17 protein-coding genes are annotated in these 20,448 nt (G+C 55.1%); 5 read left to right on the forward strand and 12 right to left on the reverse strand.

What is annotated here, in order from left to right; translation table 11 throughout:
* The first annotated feature begins 53 nt into the window (after positions 1-53).
* Entirely contained in the window at positions 54-1,319 is a 1,266-nt protein-coding gene (purD, locus tag Q1A43_RS12030) for a phosphoribosylamine--glycine ligase (RefSeq protein ID WP_299935450.1), read from the forward strand.
* Positions 1,320-1,395: 76 nt separating this feature from the next.
* Here purD and Q1A43_RS12035 read toward each other — a convergent pair whose 3' ends face one another.
* Positions 1,396-1,950, reverse strand: coding sequence for a 5-formyltetrahydrofolate cyclo-ligase (locus tag Q1A43_RS12035; protein WP_299935453.1), 555 nt, complete (start codon positions 1,948-1,950; stop codon positions 1,396-1,398).
* A gap of 9 nt (positions 1,951-1,959) precedes the next feature.
* Positions 1,960-3,345 (reverse strand): magnesium transporter, encoded by a 1,386-nt coding sequence (gene mgtE / locus Q1A43_RS12040; RefSeq protein WP_299925904.1) that lies wholly within the window; start codon positions 3,343-3,345, stop codon positions 1,960-1,962.
* A 135-nt stretch (positions 3,346-3,480) separates the two neighbouring features.
* Between mgtE and guaD the strand changes: the two genes are divergently transcribed.
* A complete protein-coding gene (guaD, locus tag Q1A43_RS12045) occupies positions 3,481-4,773 on the forward strand; it encodes a guanine deaminase (protein WP_299935456.1) in 1,293 nt (430 codons plus the stop codon).
* A 16-nt stretch (positions 4,774-4,789) separates the two neighbouring features.
* Here the strand turns inward: guaD and Q1A43_RS12050 are convergent, their stop codons facing one another.
* The 4 genes from Q1A43_RS12050 to Q1A43_RS12065 form a co-directional block, all read right to left on the reverse strand.
* Positions 4,790-5,221, reverse strand: a complete 432-nt coding sequence (locus Q1A43_RS12050) for a CAP domain-containing protein (protein WP_299935458.1) — start codon at positions 5,219-5,221, stop codon at positions 4,790-4,792.
* 29 nt (positions 5,222-5,250) lie between these two features.
* Complete coding sequence (locus Q1A43_RS12055) at positions 5,251-6,591, reverse strand: 8-oxoguanine deaminase (RefSeq protein ID WP_299935461.1); 1,341 nt, start codon at positions 6,589-6,591, stop codon at positions 5,251-5,253.
* A gap of 95 nt (positions 6,592-6,686) precedes the next feature.
* Positions 6,687-7,487, reverse strand: coding sequence for a histidinol-phosphatase (gene hisN / locus Q1A43_RS12060; protein WP_299935465.1), 801 nt, complete (start codon positions 7,485-7,487; stop codon positions 6,687-6,689).
* Between the two features lie 54 nt (positions 7,488-7,541).
* Positions 7,542-7,916: a helix-turn-helix transcriptional regulator gene (locus tag Q1A43_RS12065; RefSeq protein WP_299925916.1), complete on the reverse strand. Its 375-nt coding sequence runs from the start codon at positions 7,914-7,916 to the stop codon at positions 7,542-7,544.
* A 291-nt stretch (positions 7,917-8,207) separates the two neighbouring features.
* On the opposite strand from Q1A43_RS12065, the gene Q1A43_RS12070 reads away from it, so the two are divergent.
* Positions 8,208-9,176, forward strand: a complete 969-nt coding sequence (locus tag Q1A43_RS12070) for an NADPH:quinone oxidoreductase family protein (protein WP_299925918.1) — start codon at positions 8,208-8,210, stop codon at positions 9,174-9,176.
* 54 nt (positions 9,177-9,230) lie between these two features.
* On the opposite strand, the gene Q1A43_RS12075 is transcribed toward Q1A43_RS12070, so the two are convergent.
* From Q1A43_RS12075 to Q1A43_RS12090, 4 genes are all read right to left on the reverse strand, one after another.
* Positions 9,231-10,223 (reverse strand): Gfo/Idh/MocA family oxidoreductase, encoded by a 993-nt coding sequence (locus Q1A43_RS12075; protein ID WP_299935467.1) that lies wholly within the window; start codon positions 10,221-10,223, stop codon positions 9,231-9,233.
* A 181-nt stretch (positions 10,224-10,404) separates the two neighbouring features.
* Positions 10,405-11,301 carry an RNA polymerase sigma factor RpoH gene (rpoH, locus tag Q1A43_RS12080; RefSeq protein WP_299925923.1) on the reverse strand — a complete coding sequence of 299 codons (897 nt, stop codon included), beginning with the start codon at positions 11,299-11,301 and terminating at the stop codon, positions 10,405-10,407.
* 199 nt (positions 11,302-11,500) lie between these two features.
* Positions 11,501-11,734 carry a DUF6525 family protein gene (locus Q1A43_RS12085; RefSeq protein WP_299925924.1) on the reverse strand — a complete coding sequence of 78 codons (234 nt, stop codon included), beginning with the start codon at positions 11,732-11,734 and terminating at the stop codon, positions 11,501-11,503.
* Between the two features lie 113 nt (positions 11,735-11,847).
* Positions 11,848-12,867: an RluA family pseudouridine synthase gene (locus Q1A43_RS12090; RefSeq protein ID WP_299925926.1), complete on the reverse strand. Its 1,020-nt coding sequence runs from the start codon at positions 12,865-12,867 to the stop codon at positions 11,848-11,850.
* On the opposite strand from Q1A43_RS12090, the gene Q1A43_RS12095 reads away from it, so the two are divergent.
* On the forward strand, positions 12,866-13,186 hold the full coding sequence (locus tag Q1A43_RS12095) for a DUF6476 family protein (RefSeq protein WP_299925929.1): 321 nt from the start codon (positions 12,866-12,868) through the stop codon (positions 13,184-13,186). The two genes, Q1A43_RS12090 and Q1A43_RS12095, sit on opposite strands and share 2 nt — an antisense overlap.
* A gap of 187 nt (positions 13,187-13,373) precedes the next feature.
* On the opposite strand, the gene Q1A43_RS12100 is transcribed toward Q1A43_RS12095, so the two are convergent.
* Complete coding sequence (locus Q1A43_RS12100) at positions 13,374-13,922, reverse strand: LuxR family transcriptional regulator (protein WP_299925932.1); 549 nt, start codon at positions 13,920-13,922, stop codon at positions 13,374-13,376.
* A gap of 147 nt (positions 13,923-14,069) precedes the next feature.
* Here Q1A43_RS12100 and Q1A43_RS12105 point away from each other — a divergent pair, with 147 nt between their 5' ends.
* The gene (locus tag Q1A43_RS12105; protein ID WP_299935470.1) at positions 14,070-16,532 is read left to right on the forward strand and encodes a calcium-binding protein; all 2,463 of its coding nucleotides are present in this window, start codon (positions 14,070-14,072) and stop codon (positions 16,530-16,532) included.
* Between the two features lie 1,541 nt (positions 16,533-18,073).
* Here the strand turns inward: Q1A43_RS12105 and Q1A43_RS12110 are convergent.
* Positions 18,074-20,448 (reverse strand): Calx-beta domain-containing protein (locus Q1A43_RS12110; protein ID WP_299935472.1); only part of this gene is annotated, 2,375 nt, incomplete at its 5' end.

Genomic DNA, 20,448 nt, shown 5'->3' on the forward strand with positions numbered 1-20,448 from the left:
TTTTTACCCACGGCCATTAGACCGCCCCCAACGGATACCAAGGGGACCATGCGATGAACATCCTTATTCTCGGAAGCGGCGGGCGCGAGCACGCATTGGCATGGGCAACCTTGCAAAACCCCAAGTGCGACAAGCTGATCGTCGCGCCCGGCAACGCGGGTATCGCGCAAATCGCCGAATGCGCGCAATTCGACATTAATGATGGTGGCGTGGTAGCCGAATTCGTCTCTGAAAACGCCATTGATCTGGTGATCATCGGCCCCGAAGCCCCGCTTGCCGCCGGTGTCGCCGATCGCATGCGCGAGGCGGGTGTCTCGGTCTTTGGCCCCTCAGCAGCGGCGGCCAAACTCGAAGCCTCCAAAAGCTTTACCAAGGAAATCTGCGACGCCGCAAATGCCCCCACCGCCGCCTATGGCCATTTCACCGATGCAGAGGCCGCCAAGGCGCATGTACGTGAAACCGGCGCGCCTACCGTGGTCAAGGCCGATGGTCTGGCGGCTGGCAAAGGTGTGATAATCGCCGAAACCGTCGCCGAAGCCGAAGCCGCGATTGACGATATGTTCGGCGGAAGCTTTGGAGCGGCAGGTGCCGAAGTGGTAATCGAAGAGTTTATGACCGGCGAAGAAGCGTCGTTCTTTGTGCTGGTCGATGGAGACATTTGCCTGCCCATTGGCACGGCCCAAGACCACAAGCGCGTTGGCGAAGGCGACACCGGATTGAACACCGGCGGAATGGGCGCGTACTCCCCCGCGCCAATCATGGATGATGCGGTCACCCAAAAGGCGCTTGATGAAATCGTGCGCCCGACCATGGCAGAAATGGTGCGCCGTGGCACCCCCTATCAGGGTGTCCTGTATGTTGGTCTGATGATCGAAAACGGGCAACCGAGGTTGGTGGAATACAACGTGCGCTTTGGTGATCCTGAATGTCAGGTCCTGATGCTGCGTCTGGGCGCGCAGGCGTTTGATTTGATGCAAGCCTGTGCCGAAGGCCGGTTGGATGAGGCACAGGTCACATGGGCGGATGATCACGCGATGACCGTGGTTATGGCCGCCAACGGCTACCCCGGTTCCTATGAAAAAAGCACCGAGATCAAAGGGCTCGGTCGCCTGAAGGCCGATAGTTTCAACATGATGTTTCATGCCGGAACCACCGCCGAAAATGGCAAGGTGTTGACCAGCGGCGGACGGGTTTTGAACGCCACGGCGCGCGGTGAAACCCTGCAAGAAGCGCGGGATCGCGCCTATGCGATGGTGGACGCGGTGGATTGGCCCGAAGGGTTTGTGCGCCGCGACATTGGCTGGCGCGCGTTGGGCTAAGCCGCAAATACCATTTAGAAAAAAGACAGGGGGCCAAACGGCCTCCTTATCTAAACGCAAGCAGAGTGACGCGACTTTAGGGGGTCATCACCCCTTGTTCCGTCACGATCATATCCAATGGTTGGTCTGTCGCCTCAAGCGGTAAATCTTCGGCCTCTTGCGCGGCAAAGGCAAAGCCAATGGCCAGCGTCGGACGTTTGGCCCGCAACTCTTCCAATGTGCGATCATAAAAGCCGCCACCATAGCCCAAACGCCCCCCCGACCGAGAAAAGGCCACCAAGGGCACAATGACAATTTCTGGTTCGATAAACTGAGGGTTTTCGGGGATTTTCGCCCCAAATGGTCCATCTTGCATGGCGCGGCCCGGTTCCCACAGCGCGAATTTTAGCGCTTGCCCGGCGGCAATGATCACCGGAACGCTCACCGGGCCATGGGCTGCGGCCTCTTCCATGGCGGGCACGGGATTGATCTCGGTCCGGATCGGCATGTACCCCGACAGGGGCACGCTGCGATAGCCCGCCAGCAAACTGCTCAGATGCCCGGCAGCCCCGGGGGGACGCGTATCATAGGCGGCTTTGCGCAGGGCAAAGGCCTCTTTTCGTGCAACGGCTTTGCGCTCATCCAAATCCATTTTGCGCCCCTATAGCAACACCATGACAGCCAACCCAAGGAAGGCAAAGAAGCCGACCACATCGGTCACGGTTGTTACAAACGCCCCGGAGGCCAGCGCCGGATCAACCCCGGCCTTTTCAAGAACCACAGGAATGGCAATTCCGGCAAGCCCGGCAACGACCAGATTGATCACCATTGCGGCGGCGATCACCGCACCCAAGGCGGGAGAGCCAAACCAAATCACCCCGACAATCCCCATGATCACGGCAAAGGCGACGCCATTGACAAGGCCCACCAACACTTCGCGTCGGATGACCCGCCAGATGTTGGCACCGGTCAAATCCTTGGTTGCCAAAGCGCGCACGGCAACCGTGAGCGATTGCGTTCCCGCATTGCCCCCCATAGAGGCGACGATCGGCATCAACACCGCCAAAGCCACAAGTTGCGAAATCGCGTCTTCGAATTGCGCAATGACCAGCGACGCCATCACCGATGTTACCAAGTTGACCGCAAGCCAAGGAAAACGCCGCTTGGTGGTATCGATCACTCGGTCAGACAAGCGGCTTTCACCGTCAACACCCGCAAGGCGCAGGATGTCTTCTTCGTTTTCTTCGTCCAAGACCGCCATGGCGTCATCGATTGTGATCACACCAACAAGCCGGTCGTTTTCATCCACGACCGGGGCTGAGATCAGGTGGTATTGGTTGAATGCATAGGCAACTTCGCCCTCGTCCTGCAGCACTGGTATTGTTTGAAACGTCTCTTCAAGGATCGATTTCAACAACACCTCGCGCCGCGATGACATAAGGCGCCCAAGGGTGATATTGCCGACCGGGCGCAAGCGCGGGTCAACCAGAACCACATGGTAAAACTGCTCAGGCAAAGAATCGTTATTGCGCAAGTAATCAATGGCTTCTCCGACATTCCAATGCTCAGGTGCCATCACCACCTCACGCTGCATCAAGCGACCAGCTGAGAATTCTGGATAGGTCAGCGATTGTTCAACCGCAGCCCTATCGCTGTCTTCTAGCGCGTCAAGAATGGCTTCTTGCTGCGGCTCTTTCAGATCTTCGAGGAGGTCAACAACATCGTCCGATTCAAGATCGCGCACCGCCTCGGCCAGAACCTGCGGTTTTAGAAGGCCAATCACCTCTTCCCGGATCGCATCGTCTAGTTCCGACAGAATTTCACCGTCGAACTCTTGATCATATAGGCGCACCAAACGCATACGATCAAAGGCGTTGATCTGTTCCAAAAGGTCCGCGATATCAGCCGCGTGTAACGGCTCCATCATCGCCAACAGCGACTCGCGATCCTCGCGATCTACGGCAAACAGAACCTGCGCAACATCCTTGCGATCCAGCGCATATTCCCCATCTGTCTCTGCCACCTGTTTTTGGATGTCATCAGCCATACGCACCTCCGGGGAATCTTGGGCTGACTTTAGGGCATGGGCTAGCGGGGGAACAGGGTGCTTGCGCAATGATACTGCGGCAATTTACCTTTGGCATTCGTGCGCTTAACGTGGCGCATCACATCAGGAGCCCCCATGACCCAAACTTGCCTGCATCTTGGCCAAACCCTTTGGTTTGACGGCGATCCCTTTGCCAATGGGATCGAAACAGCCCGCCATGAAACACGCGGGGCGGTGTTGGTTGAAAATGGGGTGATCCATGCGGTTGGCCCGGCTGCTGATTTGCGATCGGCCTACCCGTGGGTAGAGGTTGAGGACCACAAGGATGGTTTGATCGTCGCCGGGTTTGTGGACGCCCACGCCCATTACCCGCAAACCGGCATTATCGCGAGCTGGGGCAAGCGGTTGATAGATTGGTTAAACTCCTACACTTTCCCCGAAGAAATGCGGTTTGGCGATCGCGCCTATGCCGATGAGATCGCCGGGCGCTACCTTGATTTCTTGCTGGCCAATGGCACCACGAGCGTTTGTTCCTTTTGCACTATTCATCCCGCCTCCGTCGACGCGTTCTTTTCGGCGGCGGCCGATCGCAATATGCGGGTGTTTGGGGGCAAAACCTGTATGGATCGCAATGCGCCTGATGGTCTGCGCGATACCGCCAAAAGCGCCTATGACGACAGCCGTCGCTTGCTCGAACATTGGCATGATCGCGGGCGTGCGTCTTATGTCATCACCCCTCGGTTTTCGCCAACTTCAACTCCAGAGCAACTTGAGACGCTCGGCACCCTTTGGGCCGAAAATCCCGATTGCTTAATGCAAACCCACCTAAGCGAGCAGACCGACGAAATCGCCTGGGTCAAAGGTCTGTACCCGCAGGCACGCGATTACCTCGATACATACGAGGCCTATGGATTGCTTGGTGAAAAGGGCCTCTATGGTCATGCAATTCATTTGGAAGATCGCGAAAAGAATCAGCTCAAAGACGTGGGAGCGTCTCTGATCCATTGCCCGACCTCCAATACTTTTATTGGGTCTGGCCTGTTTGATATGGCCGGGTTGAAATCCGCCGGGCAACAGGTGGGATTGGCCACCGATACAGGGGGCGGATCGTCCTTTTCGATGTTGCGCAGCATGGCCGCCGCATATGAAATCGGCCAATTACGCGGGACGCCGCTACATGCCGCGGAATTAATTTGGTTGGCCACCGCAGGGTCGGCTCGAGCGCTGCATCAACATCATCGTATCGGCAATCTTGGCGCGGGGATGGAGGCGGATTTCATTGTTCTCGACCTCGCTTCAACCCCAGAAATTGCGCAACGTAGCACCCGAGCACAAGAAATATGGGAAGCCCTGTTTCCAACCATCATGATGGGGGACGATCGCGCAATTTCAGCGACTTACGTGGCGGGCCGCAAAGTCAACGGGTAACCCAATCGGGGGTCGCCTAACCGCGGCAACCCGGCTTACCCAAGACCATGACCCAGATATCACCGGGGGCCCGCACCAAGCCGTATTCAGTGACACGACGATTCAGCATGTTTTTGCGATGGCCCGGGGACGCGGCCCAGCGACCCATGACTTCTGTCAGGCTGCGCTGGCCTTTTCCGATATTCTCGGCAACGACGCAGGGGCCATATCCCGTACGCCGCACCCGTTTCATCACATTGGACCCATCAGACCCGCCGTGCGCAAAGAACCCTTTGCGCGACATGTCCATGGCGTGTGCCATGGCAGCTTGTTCAAGTTTTGAAGACGGTTTCACAGCACCAAGCCCCTGTTCTGCTCGCAAGCCGTTCAACATTTGGCGCGCCTGTTGCGCAGTTGCCGATTGGCCCAAGCCGATCATCAGCGTCAAAATCAAGACAAAGCGCAACATGGTATTCCTCACTCCGGTGTCACAGGACCCTACAATTGTTCACTCAAAGCCTGTGCTAGCTGATTCTGTTTAACAATGGCCTTCTCAAGGTCAATTCCGGTGACGTGTCCATCGCGCACCACTTGCCGCCCCTCAACCATGAGGTGTTTGACCCAGACCGGCCCCGCCAACAACAGAGCAGCAGGATCCCAGCTCCCCGCGCTTTCGATACCAGCAATATCCCAAAGTGCCAGATCGGCGCGTTTTCCAACGGCAATTTGCCCACAGTCATGGCGCCCCAACACCTCGGCCCCGCCGCGTGTTGCAATGCGCAAAGCTTCACGCGCGCTCATGGCATCAGCGCCACTGGCAACACGTTGCAAGAGCATGCTTTGCCGTGCCTCAAGGATTATGTTACCGGCGTCATTGCTTGCTGATCCGTCGACACCAAGGCCGACTTTCACCCCGGCGTCACGCATTGCACGCACCGGAGCAATACCCGAGCCAAGCCGACAATTGGAACAGGGACAATGGGCTACACCCGTACGCGTTTTAGAAAACAAATCAATCTCTTGCCCATCAAGTTTGACACAATGCGCGTGCCAAACATCCTCCCCGGTCCACCCCAAATCTTCGGCATACTGTCCGGGGCGGCAGCCAAATTGAGCAAGGCTATAAGCAATATCTTCATCGTTTTCGGCCAAATGGGTGTGCATCATCACACCTTTGTCTCGCGCCAAAAGGGCGGCATCACGCATCAGCTCGCGGCTGACCGAAAACGGCGAACATGGGGCCACGCCGACGCGCACCATCGCCCCATCCCGAGGGTCATGGAATCCGTCAATCACACGAATGCAGTCTTCAAGAATGGCCGCTTCGTTTTCGACCAAACTGTCCGGCGGCAAACCGCCGTCACTTTCACCAATGCTCATCGCTCCCCGCGTCGGATGAAAGCGAATCCCAAGTTCCTGAGCAGCAAAAATCGTATCCTCAAGGCGTGCACCGTTGGGATAAAGATAGAGATGGTCCGAGCTCATCGTACAACCCGAGAGCATCAGTTCGGCCAGTCCAACCTGCGCCGAAGTGAACATTTCCTCAGGTCCAAAGCGCGCCCAGATAGGGTAAAGTGTTTTCAGCCACCCAAACAAAAGCGCGTCCTGCCCGCCCGGAACAGCACGGGTCAGAGTTTGGTACAAATGGTGGTGGGTGTTGACCAATCCCGGTGTAACGACGCATCCCGCCGCCTCTACCACCTCGCCAGAACTCTGTAAAGATTGGCCAATTTCGGCAATAACACCGCCCTTTAGCCGGATATCATATTGGGTCAACTCGCGGCCCAGATCATCCATGGTCAGGATAGTATGGGCGTTACGGATGAGGGTTTCCTGCATCACGATCTCCGCCCTTTTCGGTATGTCGAAAACCAGCGACGCCAGAAAAGGGAAGGACGCGTCTACCGGTTTTTTAGGTTTAAGCCGAGGCTAGTTTAAACGTGACGTTTCAGGATTGCCAAGGCCTTGGCATGAATATCTTTGTTGGCTGCTGCGATGGCACGCCCGCCATTATGGGCAGGCCCACCTTGCCAATCCGTTACCACGCCCCCCGCAGCCACAATAACGCCGATGGGCCCCTGAATGTCATAGGAGTTCAATCCGGCCTCAATCACAAGGTCAATTTGACCTGCGGCCAACAAGGCATAAGCGTAGCAATCCATCCCATAACGGACCAGTTTCACTTGCTCCGCCACTTTGTGAAACGCAGCCCCCTCAGTTGGGCTTCCAACCTCAGGAAAGGTCGTAAATAGAATGGCATCCTTAAGGTCTTGGGTGGTTTTGGTGCCAAGCGGGCCACCGCCATGCGGCCCCGTCCAATCTGCGCGCCCAAGACCGCCGACAAAACGTTCACCAATATAGGGTTGATCGACCACGCCTAGAATCGGGCCATTGGCATCCGACACCGCAATCAACACACCCCACGTCGGCGTCCCTGATACAAACGCCCGTGTTCCATCTATCGGATCTAGAACCCAAGTCAGACCGCTGTCACCGTCCTGTTGGCCGTATTCTTCACCCAGAATAGCATCAGATGGCCGTCGTTTAGCCAAGACATCGCGCATAGCGCATTCTGCTGCACGGTCCGCTTCGGTAACAGGGTCATACCCGGTTTCAAGCTTGTTGTCGGTCAACAGAGATGACGTGCGAAACAACGGCAAAATGGCCGATCTGGCCGCGTCGGCCATCGCCTCTGCGGTCGAAATCAGCTCATTCGCTAGCTCAGATGAGACCATGTCGCGCCCTCCGGTCCGGTGTTGCCACCGTGCTACCGCAAGGTCGCGTCAGGCTCAAGCAACGTCGGACAGAACACGCGCCAATTCAAACAAACGGCGGCGCTGGTTCTCTGGAATCGCATAGTAAGAGCGAACCAAATCAAGCGCTTCTTTGTCACCAAGGATATCTGCCGGGACATTGTCGGATGATTGCGATTGCTCCGAACCTTCGGTCTCAATCCCTTCAAAGAAGAAGCTGACTTTGACTTCAAGCGCATCTGCGATGTCCCAAAGACGCGACGCGCTGACACGGTTGGCCCCGGTTTCATATTTTTGAATTTGTTGGAATTTAATTCCAACTTTTTCGGCCAGCTGTTGTTGTGTCATCCCCACCAACCAACGGCGGTGACGGATACGTTTGCCGACATGTACATCTACTGGATGCGCCATACTAAGTTTCCCGTTCTTTGTTTCATGGGCGGGCCGAATTGGGCGCGCCATGCGCCACTAGTACCAATCAACCCGAACCTGTGCGCTTCATAACATGACTTGGTACTGCAAAAATGAGGTTAAGATCAAGTCACGCACAGTCGTAAAGATGGTAAAATTGCTCACAAATCAACACAAAGTTGCAATTTTCCCGTTATTGTCTCCTTTTACTCAACCCAACGTTAGACAACGAGCCATGTTTGACAGGGCCACCCGTAAAAGGCACTCATGCACGCAAAATCGGAGAGACCAATGCGCGCTTATCGACTCACCTCACACGAATCCCCCCCGACACTCTTAAATTGTGCTACGCCAACACCAAAACCCCAAGAGCTGTGTTTGCAAATTGCCGCCTGCGGGCTGAATTTTGCCGATCTGCTTATGATGAAAGGTACTTATCAAGAAACCCCACCCTTGCCCTTCACCTTGGGTATGGAAGTTTCTGGGGTTGTGACGGCCATTGGTTCAGGCGTAACCGGGTTTGAGCCAGGTGACCGAGTGGCGGTTTTTGGTGGTCAGGGTGGATTGGCCGAATATGGCTGCTTTGATGCCAATCGCGCCGTCAAACTACCCGACACAATGGGATGGACAGACGCCGCGGCCTTGCAAATTGCCTATGGGACATCACATGTTGCCCTCGATCACCGAGCCCGATTGCAACCCGGTGAAACGCTACTCGTCCTCGGGGCGGCAGGTGGTGTCGGTCTAACGGCCGTCGAGATCGGTAAACTGATGGGTGCGCGCGTCATCGCCTGCGCCCGCGGGGCCGACAAACTTCAAGCTGCCAAATCGGCCGGTGCTGACCACCTCATCGACGCCAAAACCGAAGACATCCGCGATGTGATGAAATCCTTGGGCGGGGCCGATGTTGTGTATGATCCTGTCGGCGGCGACCAATTCACCGCGGCTTTCCGATCCTGCAATCCAGAAGCGCGCATTTTGACTATTGGGTTCGCCTCTGGTGACGTTCCACAAATCAAGGCCAACCACCTTTTGGTCAAAAACATTTCGGTACTTGGGCTGTACTGGGGCGGTTACCTTTCGTTCCGCCCCGATGTACTTACAACCTCGTTGAGCCAACTCATGGACTGGCACGGTCAAGGAAAAATCAAACCGCATGTCAGCAACACGTTTCCGCTGGAACAGGCCGCCGACGGGCTCGAAATGCTCCGGACTCGCAAATCTACTGGCAAGGTTGTGATTGAAATCGCCGATCTCTAAGGCGCAGGCTGGAGGGCGGGCCGCTGCGTCCCAAAGGGGCGCGGCCGGGGCGCTCTACAGTCGCGCTTCCGCATTGTCTTTGGCCCAAACCATATCAATCATATTCTGTGTCCCTTTGGAAAACTCCAAAGGGCACGGATACGCCACCCCATCAAGGACCGAGCCATTAAAGGCTTCGACTTGATGCACATAGTGATTATCAGCTGGATAGCGAATGGCCTGCACCTCTGGCCCATCATCACCTTGCGTTTGCAGTTCAATCCGCGCTTCGCCATACAGATTGGCATTAAAGGGTGCGCTCAATCGCATCACGCCCTTTTCGCCGTGAAACACCATCTCCTGCCACGGTGCCATCCGCATCGAGACCACACCAGTATAATGGAATGACGGAAATCTTGCGGTAACATGGCTCCAGACATCTACACCATTTTCGCGGCGGATGTCTGTACTCAAAATCTCATCGGGCTCTTCCCCCGTCACAAATCGCGCAGCCCCATAAATATAGACACCAATATCGGGGATCGCACCGCCCCCTTTAGAAGGATCGTGGCGAATATTGCTGACATCCGCTGAATTGTCGTAGGAAAACGCGCCACTCACCCGGACAAGTTTGCCGATCGCTCCCGCCTCGTACAATGCCTTGGCCCGTAGCCACTGCGGATGATGCACGATCATATAAGCCTCTGCTGCCAGCAGCCCGGTTGCATCGCGCTTTGCAATCACTTGGTCAAATTCACTCGCATGCATGGCCAAGGGCTTTTCAACCAAGACATGTTTGCCCGCATCCATCGCTTTGGATGCCCATTCCACATGCAAATGATTGGGCAATGGGATGTAAACCGCGTCGACATTAGGCGACGTGATCAATGCCTCATAGCTGTCATACACCGTGATCCCGGTGGCAAAGGCGTCAAACGGCACTGCCTTATCCGCAGACGATGTTGCAAGCGCCACCAGCTTCCCACGCCGCGCCGCATTAAGGGCCGGCCCCATTTGGTCACGCGCAAACTTCGACGCCCCCAAAATACCCCAGCGCAGATGTGTCATAGCGAAATCCTCCTCCAGATGACATAGCGCCCAAGTCATGTTAGCGCCAGAACTAAATCGATTTAGCGAAAGCTCACAATTTCAAGAAACACAAACAAAAGCCCCTTTCCGGGGAGGTCGGAAAGAGGCCTTTGCCAGGGAGGAATAGAGTGGGTCAGGCCAAACCGCCTGTCCCTTATTCTCAAGCGCGGGCAAGCATACCTTGTTCTCGCGCCAATTCACGCATGCGCTTTTGCAGCTTTTCAAAGGCACGCACTTCGATCTGGCGAATGCGTTCTCGGCTGACATCGTATTGGCCTGACAGCTCTTCCAAAGTCACGGCGCTTTCAGCCAAACGGCGTTGTGTCAGAATGTCCTTTTCACGGTCATTTAACACATCCATCGCCTCGGCCAACAACTCGCGACGCGCTTCAAGCTCATTGCGTTCTGCATAGTCACCGGCCTGGTCAGCGTCTTCATCTTCGAGCCAATCCTGCCATTGCATGGTACCTTCACCTTCGGACCCGACGGTGGCATTCAACGATGCATCACCACCCGACATCCGCCGGTTCATCGACACAACTTCGTCCTTGGTCACACCCAAATCTGTGGCGATCTTTTCCACGTGTTCCGGGCGCAGGTCACCTTCTTCAAGGGCACCAATGCGATTTTTCGCCTTGCGCAGGTTAAAGAATAGCTTCTTCTGGGCCGACGTTGTGCCCATCTTGACCAATGACCATGACCTCAGGATGTATTCCTGAATGGCGGCGCGAATCCACCACATCGCATAGGTCGAAAGACGGAAACCCTTGTCCGGATCAAAGCGTTTGACCGCCTGCATCAGGCCAACATTGGCTTCTGAAATCACCTCAGCCTGCGGCAGGCCGTAACCGCGATAGCCCATCGCGATTTTCGCTGCCAGACGCAGGTGACTTGTGACAAGTTTATGCGCCGCGCGGCTGTCTTGGGTTTCCACCCAAGCCTTCGCGGCCATGAATTCTTCTTCTGGCTCCAGCAAGGGAAACTTGCGGATCTCTTGTAAATAGCGGTTCAGCCCGCCTTCAGGCGTTGGGGCTGGAAGGTTTGCGTAATTGCTCATGTCCCTGTTCCTCCAATCAATGTTATGACCGTTAACATCCAGATAGGCAGCGCTAACACCCGTTTCAAGGGCTGTGCTGCCAAAACGTTAATCACCAGATAAATCAACTTTGGCCGAATGTAAGGTAGATGTCCGTGCGCTCACGCACAGGTGCACTGTGTTACAACCAAGTTTACGAAGTCTTAACCCAGCCAGACAGTCAGGAAATCCCCCGCTCCTGCGACAGCAACCGCTCCTCTGCGGCCTGCAATCGCTTTATGGCCTCGTCCTGATTGGCCGCGCTGCGCCAAATCTTGAGACAAGACTTTGCCGACCACGGCAAAACAGCCCCCGCCATCCAGCCCCGCAACGTGGACGGCAAGGCATCAAAGTCTCGCATTTTGTTTCGCCCTCGCCGGGACTTCCTAAGATGTGTTTTACCGAGGTTGCTCATTGGTCACGCAATTATCAGAATTTTGCAACGTTATAACATCACAAAAATTCAACCAAAAGCCCCTTTTCATAACCCATCCAACGCGGCCCACAAAATGATGACTATTGGCGAAACTATCGCAGCAGCTTTAACAGCTCTGCCATATCCGCCGGAATCTCGGCCTGAAACAAGAGCGGCTCGCCGCTCACCGGATGGTCAAACCCCAATTCCCGCGCATGCAAGGCCTGACGATTAAAGGCCATCACTGCTTTATGCGCCTCAGGAGAGATCGCTTTGGCCGAGACTTTGCGCCGCCCGCCATAGACTGGATCCCCAACCAAAGAATGCCCCGCATGGGTCATGTGAACCCTGATCTGATGGGTGCGCCCGGTTTCCAAACGGCATTCCACCAAGGATAGCGTCTCCGGAGACCCGTATCGTTCCAATACACGGGCGTGAGTGATCGCATGACGCCCCTGCCCGTCAAAAAACACCGCTTGGCGTTGCCGTTCGGTTTTGTGCCGCGCCAAACCGCTGGTGATCGTGATGTCGCCACGCCCCCCCGCCGACACACCTTTGGTGCCCATCAAACGCGGGTCTGCCGGATCAGGAACGCCATTGACCAACGCAAGATAGGCACGCTGGGCGGTGTGTTTTTCGAACTGTTTGGCGAGGCCATGATGGGCCCGGTCCGATTTCGCCACCACCAGCAACCCGCTGGTGTCTTTATCAATGCGGTGCACGATACCTGGGCGTTTTTCGCCGCCAACGCCGGACAAATCCCCTCCGAAATGGTGCAGCAAGGCATTCACCAAGGTGCCATCCGGCGTGCCCGGTGCCGGATGCACAACCATCCCCGCCGGTTTGTTGACCACACAAAGGTCTTCGTCTTCCCAAACAATGTCCAACGGAATGTCCTGAGCCACCACGTCATAGCTCACCGCTTCGGGCACTTTGATGTTAATCTCATCGCCCTCTTGAACGGCTATCTTGGCACTGTCCAATACAACTCCGCCGCGCGTGACGGCCCCGTCGGCAATCAACCGCGCCAAGCGGGTGCGCGACAAAGCCGCCTCCTCTGGCACATCACGCGCCAAAGCTTTATCAAGACGAGACGGCGGATTGGCCGCTATGGTGATACAAAGGTTGGTCATGGACACCCCACAAGGCGATAATACGGGCGATAATCTGCCCGAACCACCCCAGTTGCGCTTTCTACGGCTTCTGGTGACGGTCCTTACGGGCGTGATGATTGCGGGGATCGTGCTGATCCTCGGCTTGATTTGGCACCGCTATAACAATGCCCGCGCCCCTCTGCCAGAGGTGATCACCCTTCCCGGTGGGGCAACCGCCACCGCCTATACCCAAGGACCAGATTGGTATGCCGTTGTGACAGACGACAATCAAATCCTGATTTTTGACCGTGCGAGTGGGAAATTGCGCCAGGAAATCGAGATCACACCGGAAAACTAGTCAAAGCGTTGGCCAACGTCATTCCCTTTGAAAAGCGCCTAAAGCTCTGCGGGGGAAGGACAATGAAGGTTCGGAGAATGGCGGTTAATTTCTTTGCTTCGCAGCCAAAAGCGACGGCAACTTGCCAAATACAGATTTCAATGAAAAACGAAGTCGCCAGAAGCAGAGCTTCGGCAAAGGCAACGGGCTATTGCATTTTCCCAAATGTATCTGCGTAGGCGTCGCTATCCAAAAGTTCATCAATAAACAACGAAACGAACTGACCGCGGTTCCCCATTCCAGATTTCACATAAATCTTTGAGAGTTGAGCGCGGACGGTCCCATCTGCAGTGTCGCGAAACTTGGCGATCTCACGAATATCAAACCCCTTTAAAGTCAAAAGAGCGACCTCCGCTTCTGACTTGGTCAAATTCCAGTATTCGAACCGCTCGCGCACCATTTCCGCAAACGCTTTCCTCGTCTGATCCAGCGTCGTTTCCGCCTGTTTCCAGAGCCTAACGGACCGAAGCATCTCAAAAGCTCCGAATACAACTCCAACAACCAATGCAATAACTGCGATTGCTTCATAGGTGGTATGGGGGTCCATTCCGATGGCCTGATAGTCAGTGAAAGCATCATCCACAAAGAAAAGAGCGCTTGCCGCCTGCAGAACGATCAAGAAGGCTAGCATCATGATACGCGGGCCAAAGCTGCGTTCTTTCAATGAAAGGAACTCGCGCTTCACGTGTTTAGACATTTTCGCAACCCCTACTAAGCTGTTGAGAACAAAGAATACGGGACCGCGCCAATTGCGGAATAAGCAGTTGCTTACGCCCCCTTCATTGACAAGGATTTTACCGCACCCCAAAAAAAATCCACTCCCATTGGACCGAAAGGAAACGGTATGGCTGACATCCTGGGCACCTCTGGCAACGATACACTAATCGGTACATCAGGGAATGACACTCTTCGGTCGTTTGGAGGAGTTGATGTCTTGACCGGAGCGGACGGTACCGATGACTATGTGTTGACCCAAGGCAGCGGCGGTTCAACTGTTACGATTTGGGACATGGGATTGGATGGCGCGACCGATACAATCACTGGCGGGCGCGGACTGTTTTCCTCTGCGTCGTTGGGGTACCAATCTTGGGCAACCGTAGAGCGGAACGGCAACAATCTGGAAATCGTTTTGCCAGGCAAACCGTCACGGTTTCGCAAACCCGGCTATGGGCCGTTGGCCATTGAAATTGTCGACCAATACGATGGCTCAGCTGTTGAGATCTTGCAATTGGGAACGACAATATACCGCTTGTCTGATAGTTTTTTGGGTACCGACGACAATGACATTCTGGCCGGGACGTCTTCTGCCGATAGCATTGTGGCGCTGGCTGGTGACGATTTTATCGGAGCGGGCGATGGCAATGACAGCGTATTCTCGGGGGACGGAAATGATACGGTTTTCGCGGGCGACGGCGATAACCTGATCGACGCCGGACAAGGTCGCAACATGGTTTTTAGCGGCACAGGAAATGACAGCATTTCCGCGGCGGACGGTTGGAACCAAATTGAAGCCGGGGCGGGAAACAACAGGATTTCAACTGGTCAGGGAAACGACACAATTGAAACGACCACAGGCTCGGACCGGGTTAATAGCGGTGCCGGAGCGGACTTGATAGATGCTGGGAACGGCGACAATACCGTCACAGGTGGCGACGGGGATGACACGATAGCAACAGGAACCGGCGACGACCTCTTGGTCGGGGGCAACGGCGGCGACACCTATCGCATCGCTTCGGATGGATCAGGCAATGATACTATTCGCGACAATGGTGATGCGGCCATTGTGACGTCTGGATGGTTGACGCGCAACATGGATGAAGTTGAGTTTTCCGGCTATTCGACGCTTTCCGAGGCCATCCGCAGCCTCAACATTCAAATCTCAAACAACGACCTTGTTTTGACCTATTGGAATAGCTCAACCCCATCTTTGCGGGGGCATATATGGGTCGAAAACCACTTTCTTGACGATAGGTTTGCCCTTGAACGCATTGATTTTGGCTTTGGAACGGCAGGAATTTACCACCTCTCTTTGCTTGAGGGAGATGGGTTCACCTATTCAGTGCATGACGGGCCGGATACCGGGGGCAATGACATTGTTCTTGGGACACTCGGCAACAACGTGATCTATGGCGGGCTGGGCAGTGATATTCTGGTCGGCGGCGGTGGTTCCGACAGGTTCTTGTTCGAGGACGAAGAGGATGGCGGCACAACAACGGATGTCATCCTTGATTTCAACCCGTTCGACGACGTCTTGGATTTTCGCGAAATTAAATTGCTTGGGGCGGGCGGTATGGCGATCTCGACCAGTGTTCAGGGCAATGCTTTGATTTCCTCATCATACGGCGCGATCGAATTGATCGGTGTTGAGGCATCGCAGATCACAGCGCAGAATATGGTGTTCTTTGGTGCGTCCGATCCGACACCGGCCCCCGCGGCTGGTCGCGTGATCACAGGTTCTGAACTTGATGATATTTTAGTTGGATCGTCCCAAACCGATAGGATCGCGGGGGGGATTGGCGCAGACACTATAGAGGGGCATGGCGGAGCCGACACATTGCAGGGTGGTGCCGACACAGACCGTTTAGAAGGTGGTGGTGGAGCTGACTTAATGGCCGGAAACTCTGGCAATGATTTTCTATTGGGCGGAAATGGTTACGACCGTTTGTTTGGCGGCGGTGGTCACGATGTTATGTCCGGCGGTGCGGGTTTTGATCGCCTAGATGGCAGCACCGGTAACGATACTCTTTATGGAAACGACGGAAATGACAAGATATTTGGCGGCACGGGCGATGACATCGTATCCGGTGGCAACCAAGATGACCTGCTTTTGGGGCGTGATGGTTCCGATCTGCTGCGCGGCGGAAACGGCGATGACCGGATTTTCGCAGGGGCGTCACATGATGTCGTAGCGGGCAATCGCGGTGCCGATACTCTGGAAGGTGGCAGCGGGAATGACGCGATGTTTGGCGGGGCCGACACGGACACGATCATTGGTGGAGCAGGGCAGGATACGATGTCCGGCGGAACGGGCAATGATGTGTTTGTATTCAGGGACCTCAGCGACAGCCCAGCCATAGGAGGCATAGATCAAATTTTGGATTTCACCGCGGGCCAAGATTTGCTGGATTTATCGGCGCTGTCTGACGGGTTGGTGTTCGTGATGTCGCCCTCGGGCGCACTTGGTGAAGTGTGGTTCGATAGTGCCTCTGGTCGGGTTTTGGCAAACATAGAGGGAGATGCCAGCGCCGATTTCGAGGTACGATTGGATGGTGTCGCGGCGGTATCCGCCGGAGATTTCCTGTTGTGAGGATCGCATCCGGTATGCACTGAACAAGAACCCTGTCACCAAGTCCCTACCCTATGCATTCAATGGGAAAGGGACCCTAAGGAGCAAATTGATTTGATCCGAGCGCCGCTGTTGGGTCAGGATATAGGGTGGCGAGCCTACGTAATTGGGCTGCCCCTATATTAAGGTCGAGTTCTCGATAAAGGCGCAGAAAAGCTGTGAACGAGTAAGGCAGAATATGTCTCGTCGACTATAAGGCATGATTTACCTCGAGCGAACGCTTCCATGCAAAGTCGCAAAATTATTGTTAGTCTGGGCCAAGTGTCTGCAAATCTTGATCACCCAAAAAGCGTTATGAAAGAAGGTGATGGATCTGGCTAACGAGGTGCGAGGGTTACTGAAAATCGTCGGAGTTCGATTACTACGAACCGTATAACACGGGCCCTCCGATGGTTTGCCCACCCTTGGATTGAGCCGGATCGTCGTTTGAAACGTGCAACGTCTCAAGACAATATTTGCCTAGACATGAGGAGCGTCCCTGCTGTGAGCCCGACCGAGGTGCTCGTACTCAAGGCAGCAATCGATGAAACAAGCCGGTTGAAACCTTCACGCACAGTCGCCGCACGCTTTATTCTCACGCCAAGGCACTTTCAGTTGAGGAAGCTACGCCCCCCCGGATTGGTCGACAAAACCACTATTAGAATAGTGCTGCAGGCAAAATGACCTCATGTTTTGAGGCTTTCGCACTGCTGGAAGGGCCTTTTCCACTCAAAAGAAAAATCTTCATTTGGTGATTGACGGTCTTCCAATGACTTCCAAGCCGTATCTTTTGAAATGCGCCGAAGAGAACAACGTAGCTCTCATTTCTATGGATGATTGAACTTTCGTGGTTTCGGTTTTTCCAATCGAACTCCAACGAGGGCCAACGCCAAGCTAGGGTTCGGGTCAAAACAAAGCCTTCCTATCAGTGATCACCGTCGTTGTATCCGTTGCAAACTGGTTGTGAGTCTTGCACCAAGCACATCGGGTTTCAGCAGAAAACTCTGGCGAGCCACCTAAAGACAATATGCACAAAGGGTCACTGTGCCCTCCAAGCTGATCTCTAGGTGACCGATAGACCGCGCCATGTCTCGCGCAACCACTTCAGAGATGTTTAGGCGCAGCGAATGAACACCCAGCTAACGACACGAAAAAAGAATAGTTTCAAATGATGGCTTTAGGCCAGCTTGAATCACCCCCACAATGCAGTGAGACCTATCCAATCACGATAAGGCTGCAGAGCGTCCTCAGACGAATGGTCTCCTAGACGGTTAGGACGTGAAATCTTTTGCCCGAGAAGCGCCGGGGAAAGAAGATTGGAACCAACTCTGGAGCCAAAAAACATGTGCATGTTTGTCCCACGCGTTAACCGGTTTTGTATGTAGTTTGATTTGCGTTCATCTTAGGATGTTTTCCAAGCTACTTCCGAAACGACCTTAGCGCCCATCGAGATCAACAGGTCGAGTTTTCAAAGAAGGACAGCTGGAAATACATCCAGCCGTTCTTTTTCATTGTAGGATATCTTAAGTAATTATGTCCCCAGCGTCTATGATAGGAGCGCCCAAGACATCGACCGAGAACTCAGACCCACCGTCACCGTCAATGTCGATATAAAGGCGGCCAATACTGTCGTTATAGCGAACCTCGCCAGCCGAACCCGAATAGCTGGACCCGCCAATAAAGGTTAGCCCAGACCCAATTCCAGATAGGTCAATCAAATCAACGTTGTGCTGGAAGTCTGTAATTGTGTCGCGCTCACTGCCATGACTGCTTTCCGACACACTATTGAAGACAAAGACATCAGCACCAGAGCCGCCGGAGATACGGTCGCTTCCGTTGCCACCTGTTAGTGTGTCATCGCCGCTTCCCCCGAAAAGGAGGTCGTCTGCGGACCCGCCAGAAAGCTCATCATTGCCATCATTTCCGGCCAGTGTATCGTCGCCTCCGCCGCCAAACAGCCGGTCATCATGGTTGCCACCGCGAAGAACGTCTTCTCCATCGCGTCCGAACATCAGGTCATTCTGATCGCCTCCCGAGATTTCGTCATTGCCATCTTCGCCGTCGAGGGTGTCTGCACCGTCATTGCCAAACATGCGATCATCACCCGTTCCGCCTTTGGCGCTGTCGTTGCCGTCTTGGCCAGCAATGAGATCGTTGTCCGCCCCGCCAAATGCGAGGTCGTGGCCATCGCCGCCAAGGATGGTGTCGTCGCCGTCATTCCCCGCCATAAGGTCGTTGTGTCGGCCGCCCTCTATGCGGTCATTGCCATCACCACCACGGATCGTGTCGTGCCCGGTGTGTCCGATCATAACATCATGACCCGTATCACCGTTTATGACATCAGAGCCCGTTCCGCCGTCTATCGTGTCATTGGCGCTACCGCCCGAAATTACGTCAGAATTGGTACCTCCAAAAATTCGGTCGCTTCCGGAATCGCCATTGATCGTGTCTTCGCCGGTATTGCCGACAAGGAGATCGGCCCCAGACCCACCATTGATTAGATCGTCATCATCGCCACCACGTGCGGTGTCGTCGTTGCTGCCACCATCGAGGGTATCCTCGCCATCGCCACCATCGAGATTGTCTTCTCCACTGCCACCAGCAAGGCTGTCATCGCCGCCTTCACCGTACAATGTATCGGCACCGTCGTTGCCAAATGCACGGTCGTTGTCAGACCCCGCTTCAATGCTGTCATCTCCGTTGCCGCCGGATATGACATCGCGCCCTGAGCCACCGAAGATACGATCTTCTCCATTCTCTCCCAGAAGCGTGTCATTGTTTCCATTGCCCGCAAGAACATCTGCGCCATCCCCACCAAGGAGGCGGTCATCGCCAGATCCACCTTTAAGCGTGTCATTCGCACCCTCTCCGCGCAACGTGTCATCACCGCTCTCACCGTTTATGACATTTCTGGCGGCATCCCCAACAAGAAGGTCATCCCCGGCACTGCCGGGAATAGTCGTCGGTGGCAAGTCTGTGTCATCGATAGTAGCGGTGCCTGTCACATTGCTATCCGCAAAGATATGTGGAGCGGTGGACGAGCCGGCCACTACGTTGAGGCGGAACGTTTCTGTGCTTTCTTGAATGACATCCCCGATGACGGGGACGCGGACGTAGGTGACGGTTTGGCCGGGGGCGAAGCTTAGGGTGCCGGAGGTGTCGGTGTAATCCGAGCCCGCTTCGGCGGTGCCGTCTAGGGTTTCATAGCTGAAGGTTAGCGTGCCGGTATGAGGCCGCGACAGGCGGACTTCAAAGACGGCATCGCTGCTGCCGCTATCGCCTTCGACCAAGGTTGGGTCAGACACAAAAACCGCCCGGCCATCATCCAAAATGACACCGGTTTGGCGCAGGACATCCACCCCGCCTTCGAGCGTGGCATTGACCGGATCGGTCATTTCGAGCACGTAATTCTCGTCGAATTCATTGCCCGGGGTGCCGTGGTGATAAACGCTAAAATTGGCGCTGGTCTCGCCCGCCGGGATCGTGACATTGATAAGTTGGGTTATGCCGTAGGAGGTGCTGGTGGAAGAATCGAAATCCCCGTCACCGCTCTCGACCGACGCCGTGCCGCTGATGATCTGAACCGTAACACTCACATCCCGCGTCGATACCTCGGACAGGCGAAGCGTGTGGACTTGGCCTGCGCCGGATTCCACCCCGGATGTCGCCTCGAGCGTGACCACCGGTTCACTTGTTGTTCCGTCATCGTCGCGTAGCAGCGCGGTACCGACATTGTCTTCGTTAAAGTCTTCGACATGGTCGCCGGTGCTACCCGTCGTACTCAACGAGAGCATAAAGGTCTCGGATATCTCGCTCACCGTATCCCCGATGACGGGGACGCGGACGTAGGTGACGGTTTGGCCGGGGGCGAAGCTTAGGGTGCCGGAGGTGTCGGTGT

This window comes from uncultured Pelagimonas sp., assembly GCF_947498515.1.
Classification (GTDB): Bacteria; Pseudomonadota; Alphaproteobacteria; order Rhodobacterales; family Rhodobacteraceae; genus Pelagimonas.

Bases quoted from the DNA above. Each gene is read 5' to 3' on its own strand.
- Q1A43_RS12065 (WP_299925916.1), bottom strand. From the start codon at position 7,916: ATGGCGCATCCAGTAGATGTACATGTCGGCAAACGTATCCGTCACCGC.
- Q1A43_RS12085 (WP_299925924.1), bottom strand. From the start codon at position 11,734: ATGAGCAACCTCGGTAAAACACATCTTAGGAAGTCCCGGCGAGGGCGA.
- Q1A43_RS12075 (WP_299935467.1), bottom strand. From the start codon at position 10,223: ATGACACATCTGCGCTGGGGTATTTTGGGGGCGTCGAAGTTTGCGCGT.
- Q1A43_RS12035 (WP_299935453.1), bottom strand. From the start codon at position 1,950: ATGGATTTGGATGAGCGCAAAGCCGTTGCACGAAAAGAGGCCTTTGCC.
- purD (WP_299935450.1), top strand. From the start codon at position 54: ATGAACATCCTTATTCTCGGAAGCGGCGGGCGCGAGCACGCATTGGCA.
- guaD (WP_299935456.1), top strand. From the start codon at position 3,481: ATGACCCAAACTTGCCTGCATCTTGGCCAAACCCTTTGGTTTGACGGC.
- rpoH (WP_299925923.1), bottom strand. From the start codon at position 11,301: ATGAGCAATTACGCAAACCTTCCAGCCCCAACGCCTGAAGGCGGGCTG.
- Q1A43_RS12070 (WP_299925918.1), top strand. From the start codon at position 8,208: ATGCGCGCTTATCGACTCACCTCACACGAATCCCCCCCGACACTCTTA.
- Q1A43_RS12050 (WP_299935458.1), bottom strand. From the start codon at position 5,221: ATGTTGCGCTTTGTCTTGATTTTGACGCTGATGATCGGCTTGGGCCAA.
- Q1A43_RS12105 (WP_299935470.1), top strand. From the start codon at position 14,070: ATGGCTGACATCCTGGGCACCTCTGGCAACGATACACTAATCGGTACA.
- mgtE (WP_299925904.1), bottom strand. From the start codon at position 3,345: ATGGCTGATGACATCCAAAAACAGGTGGCAGAGACAGATGGGGAATAT.
- Q1A43_RS12055 (WP_299935461.1), bottom strand. From the start codon at position 6,591: ATGCAGGAAACCCTCATCCGTAACGCCCATACTATCCTGACCATGGAT.
- Q1A43_RS12090 (WP_299925926.1), bottom strand. From the start codon at position 12,867: ATGACCAACCTTTGTATCACCATAGCGGCCAATCCGCCGTCTCGTCTT.
- hisN (WP_299935465.1), bottom strand. From the start codon at position 7,487: ATGGTCTCATCTGAGCTAGCGAATGAGCTGATTTCGACCGCAGAGGCG.
- Q1A43_RS12100 (WP_299925932.1), bottom strand. From the start codon at position 13,922: ATGTCTAAACACGTGAAGCGCGAGTTCCTTTCATTGAAAGAACGCAGC.
- Q1A43_RS12095 (WP_299925929.1), top strand. From the start codon at position 12,866: ATGGACACCCCACAAGGCGATAATACGGGCGATAATCTGCCCGAACCA.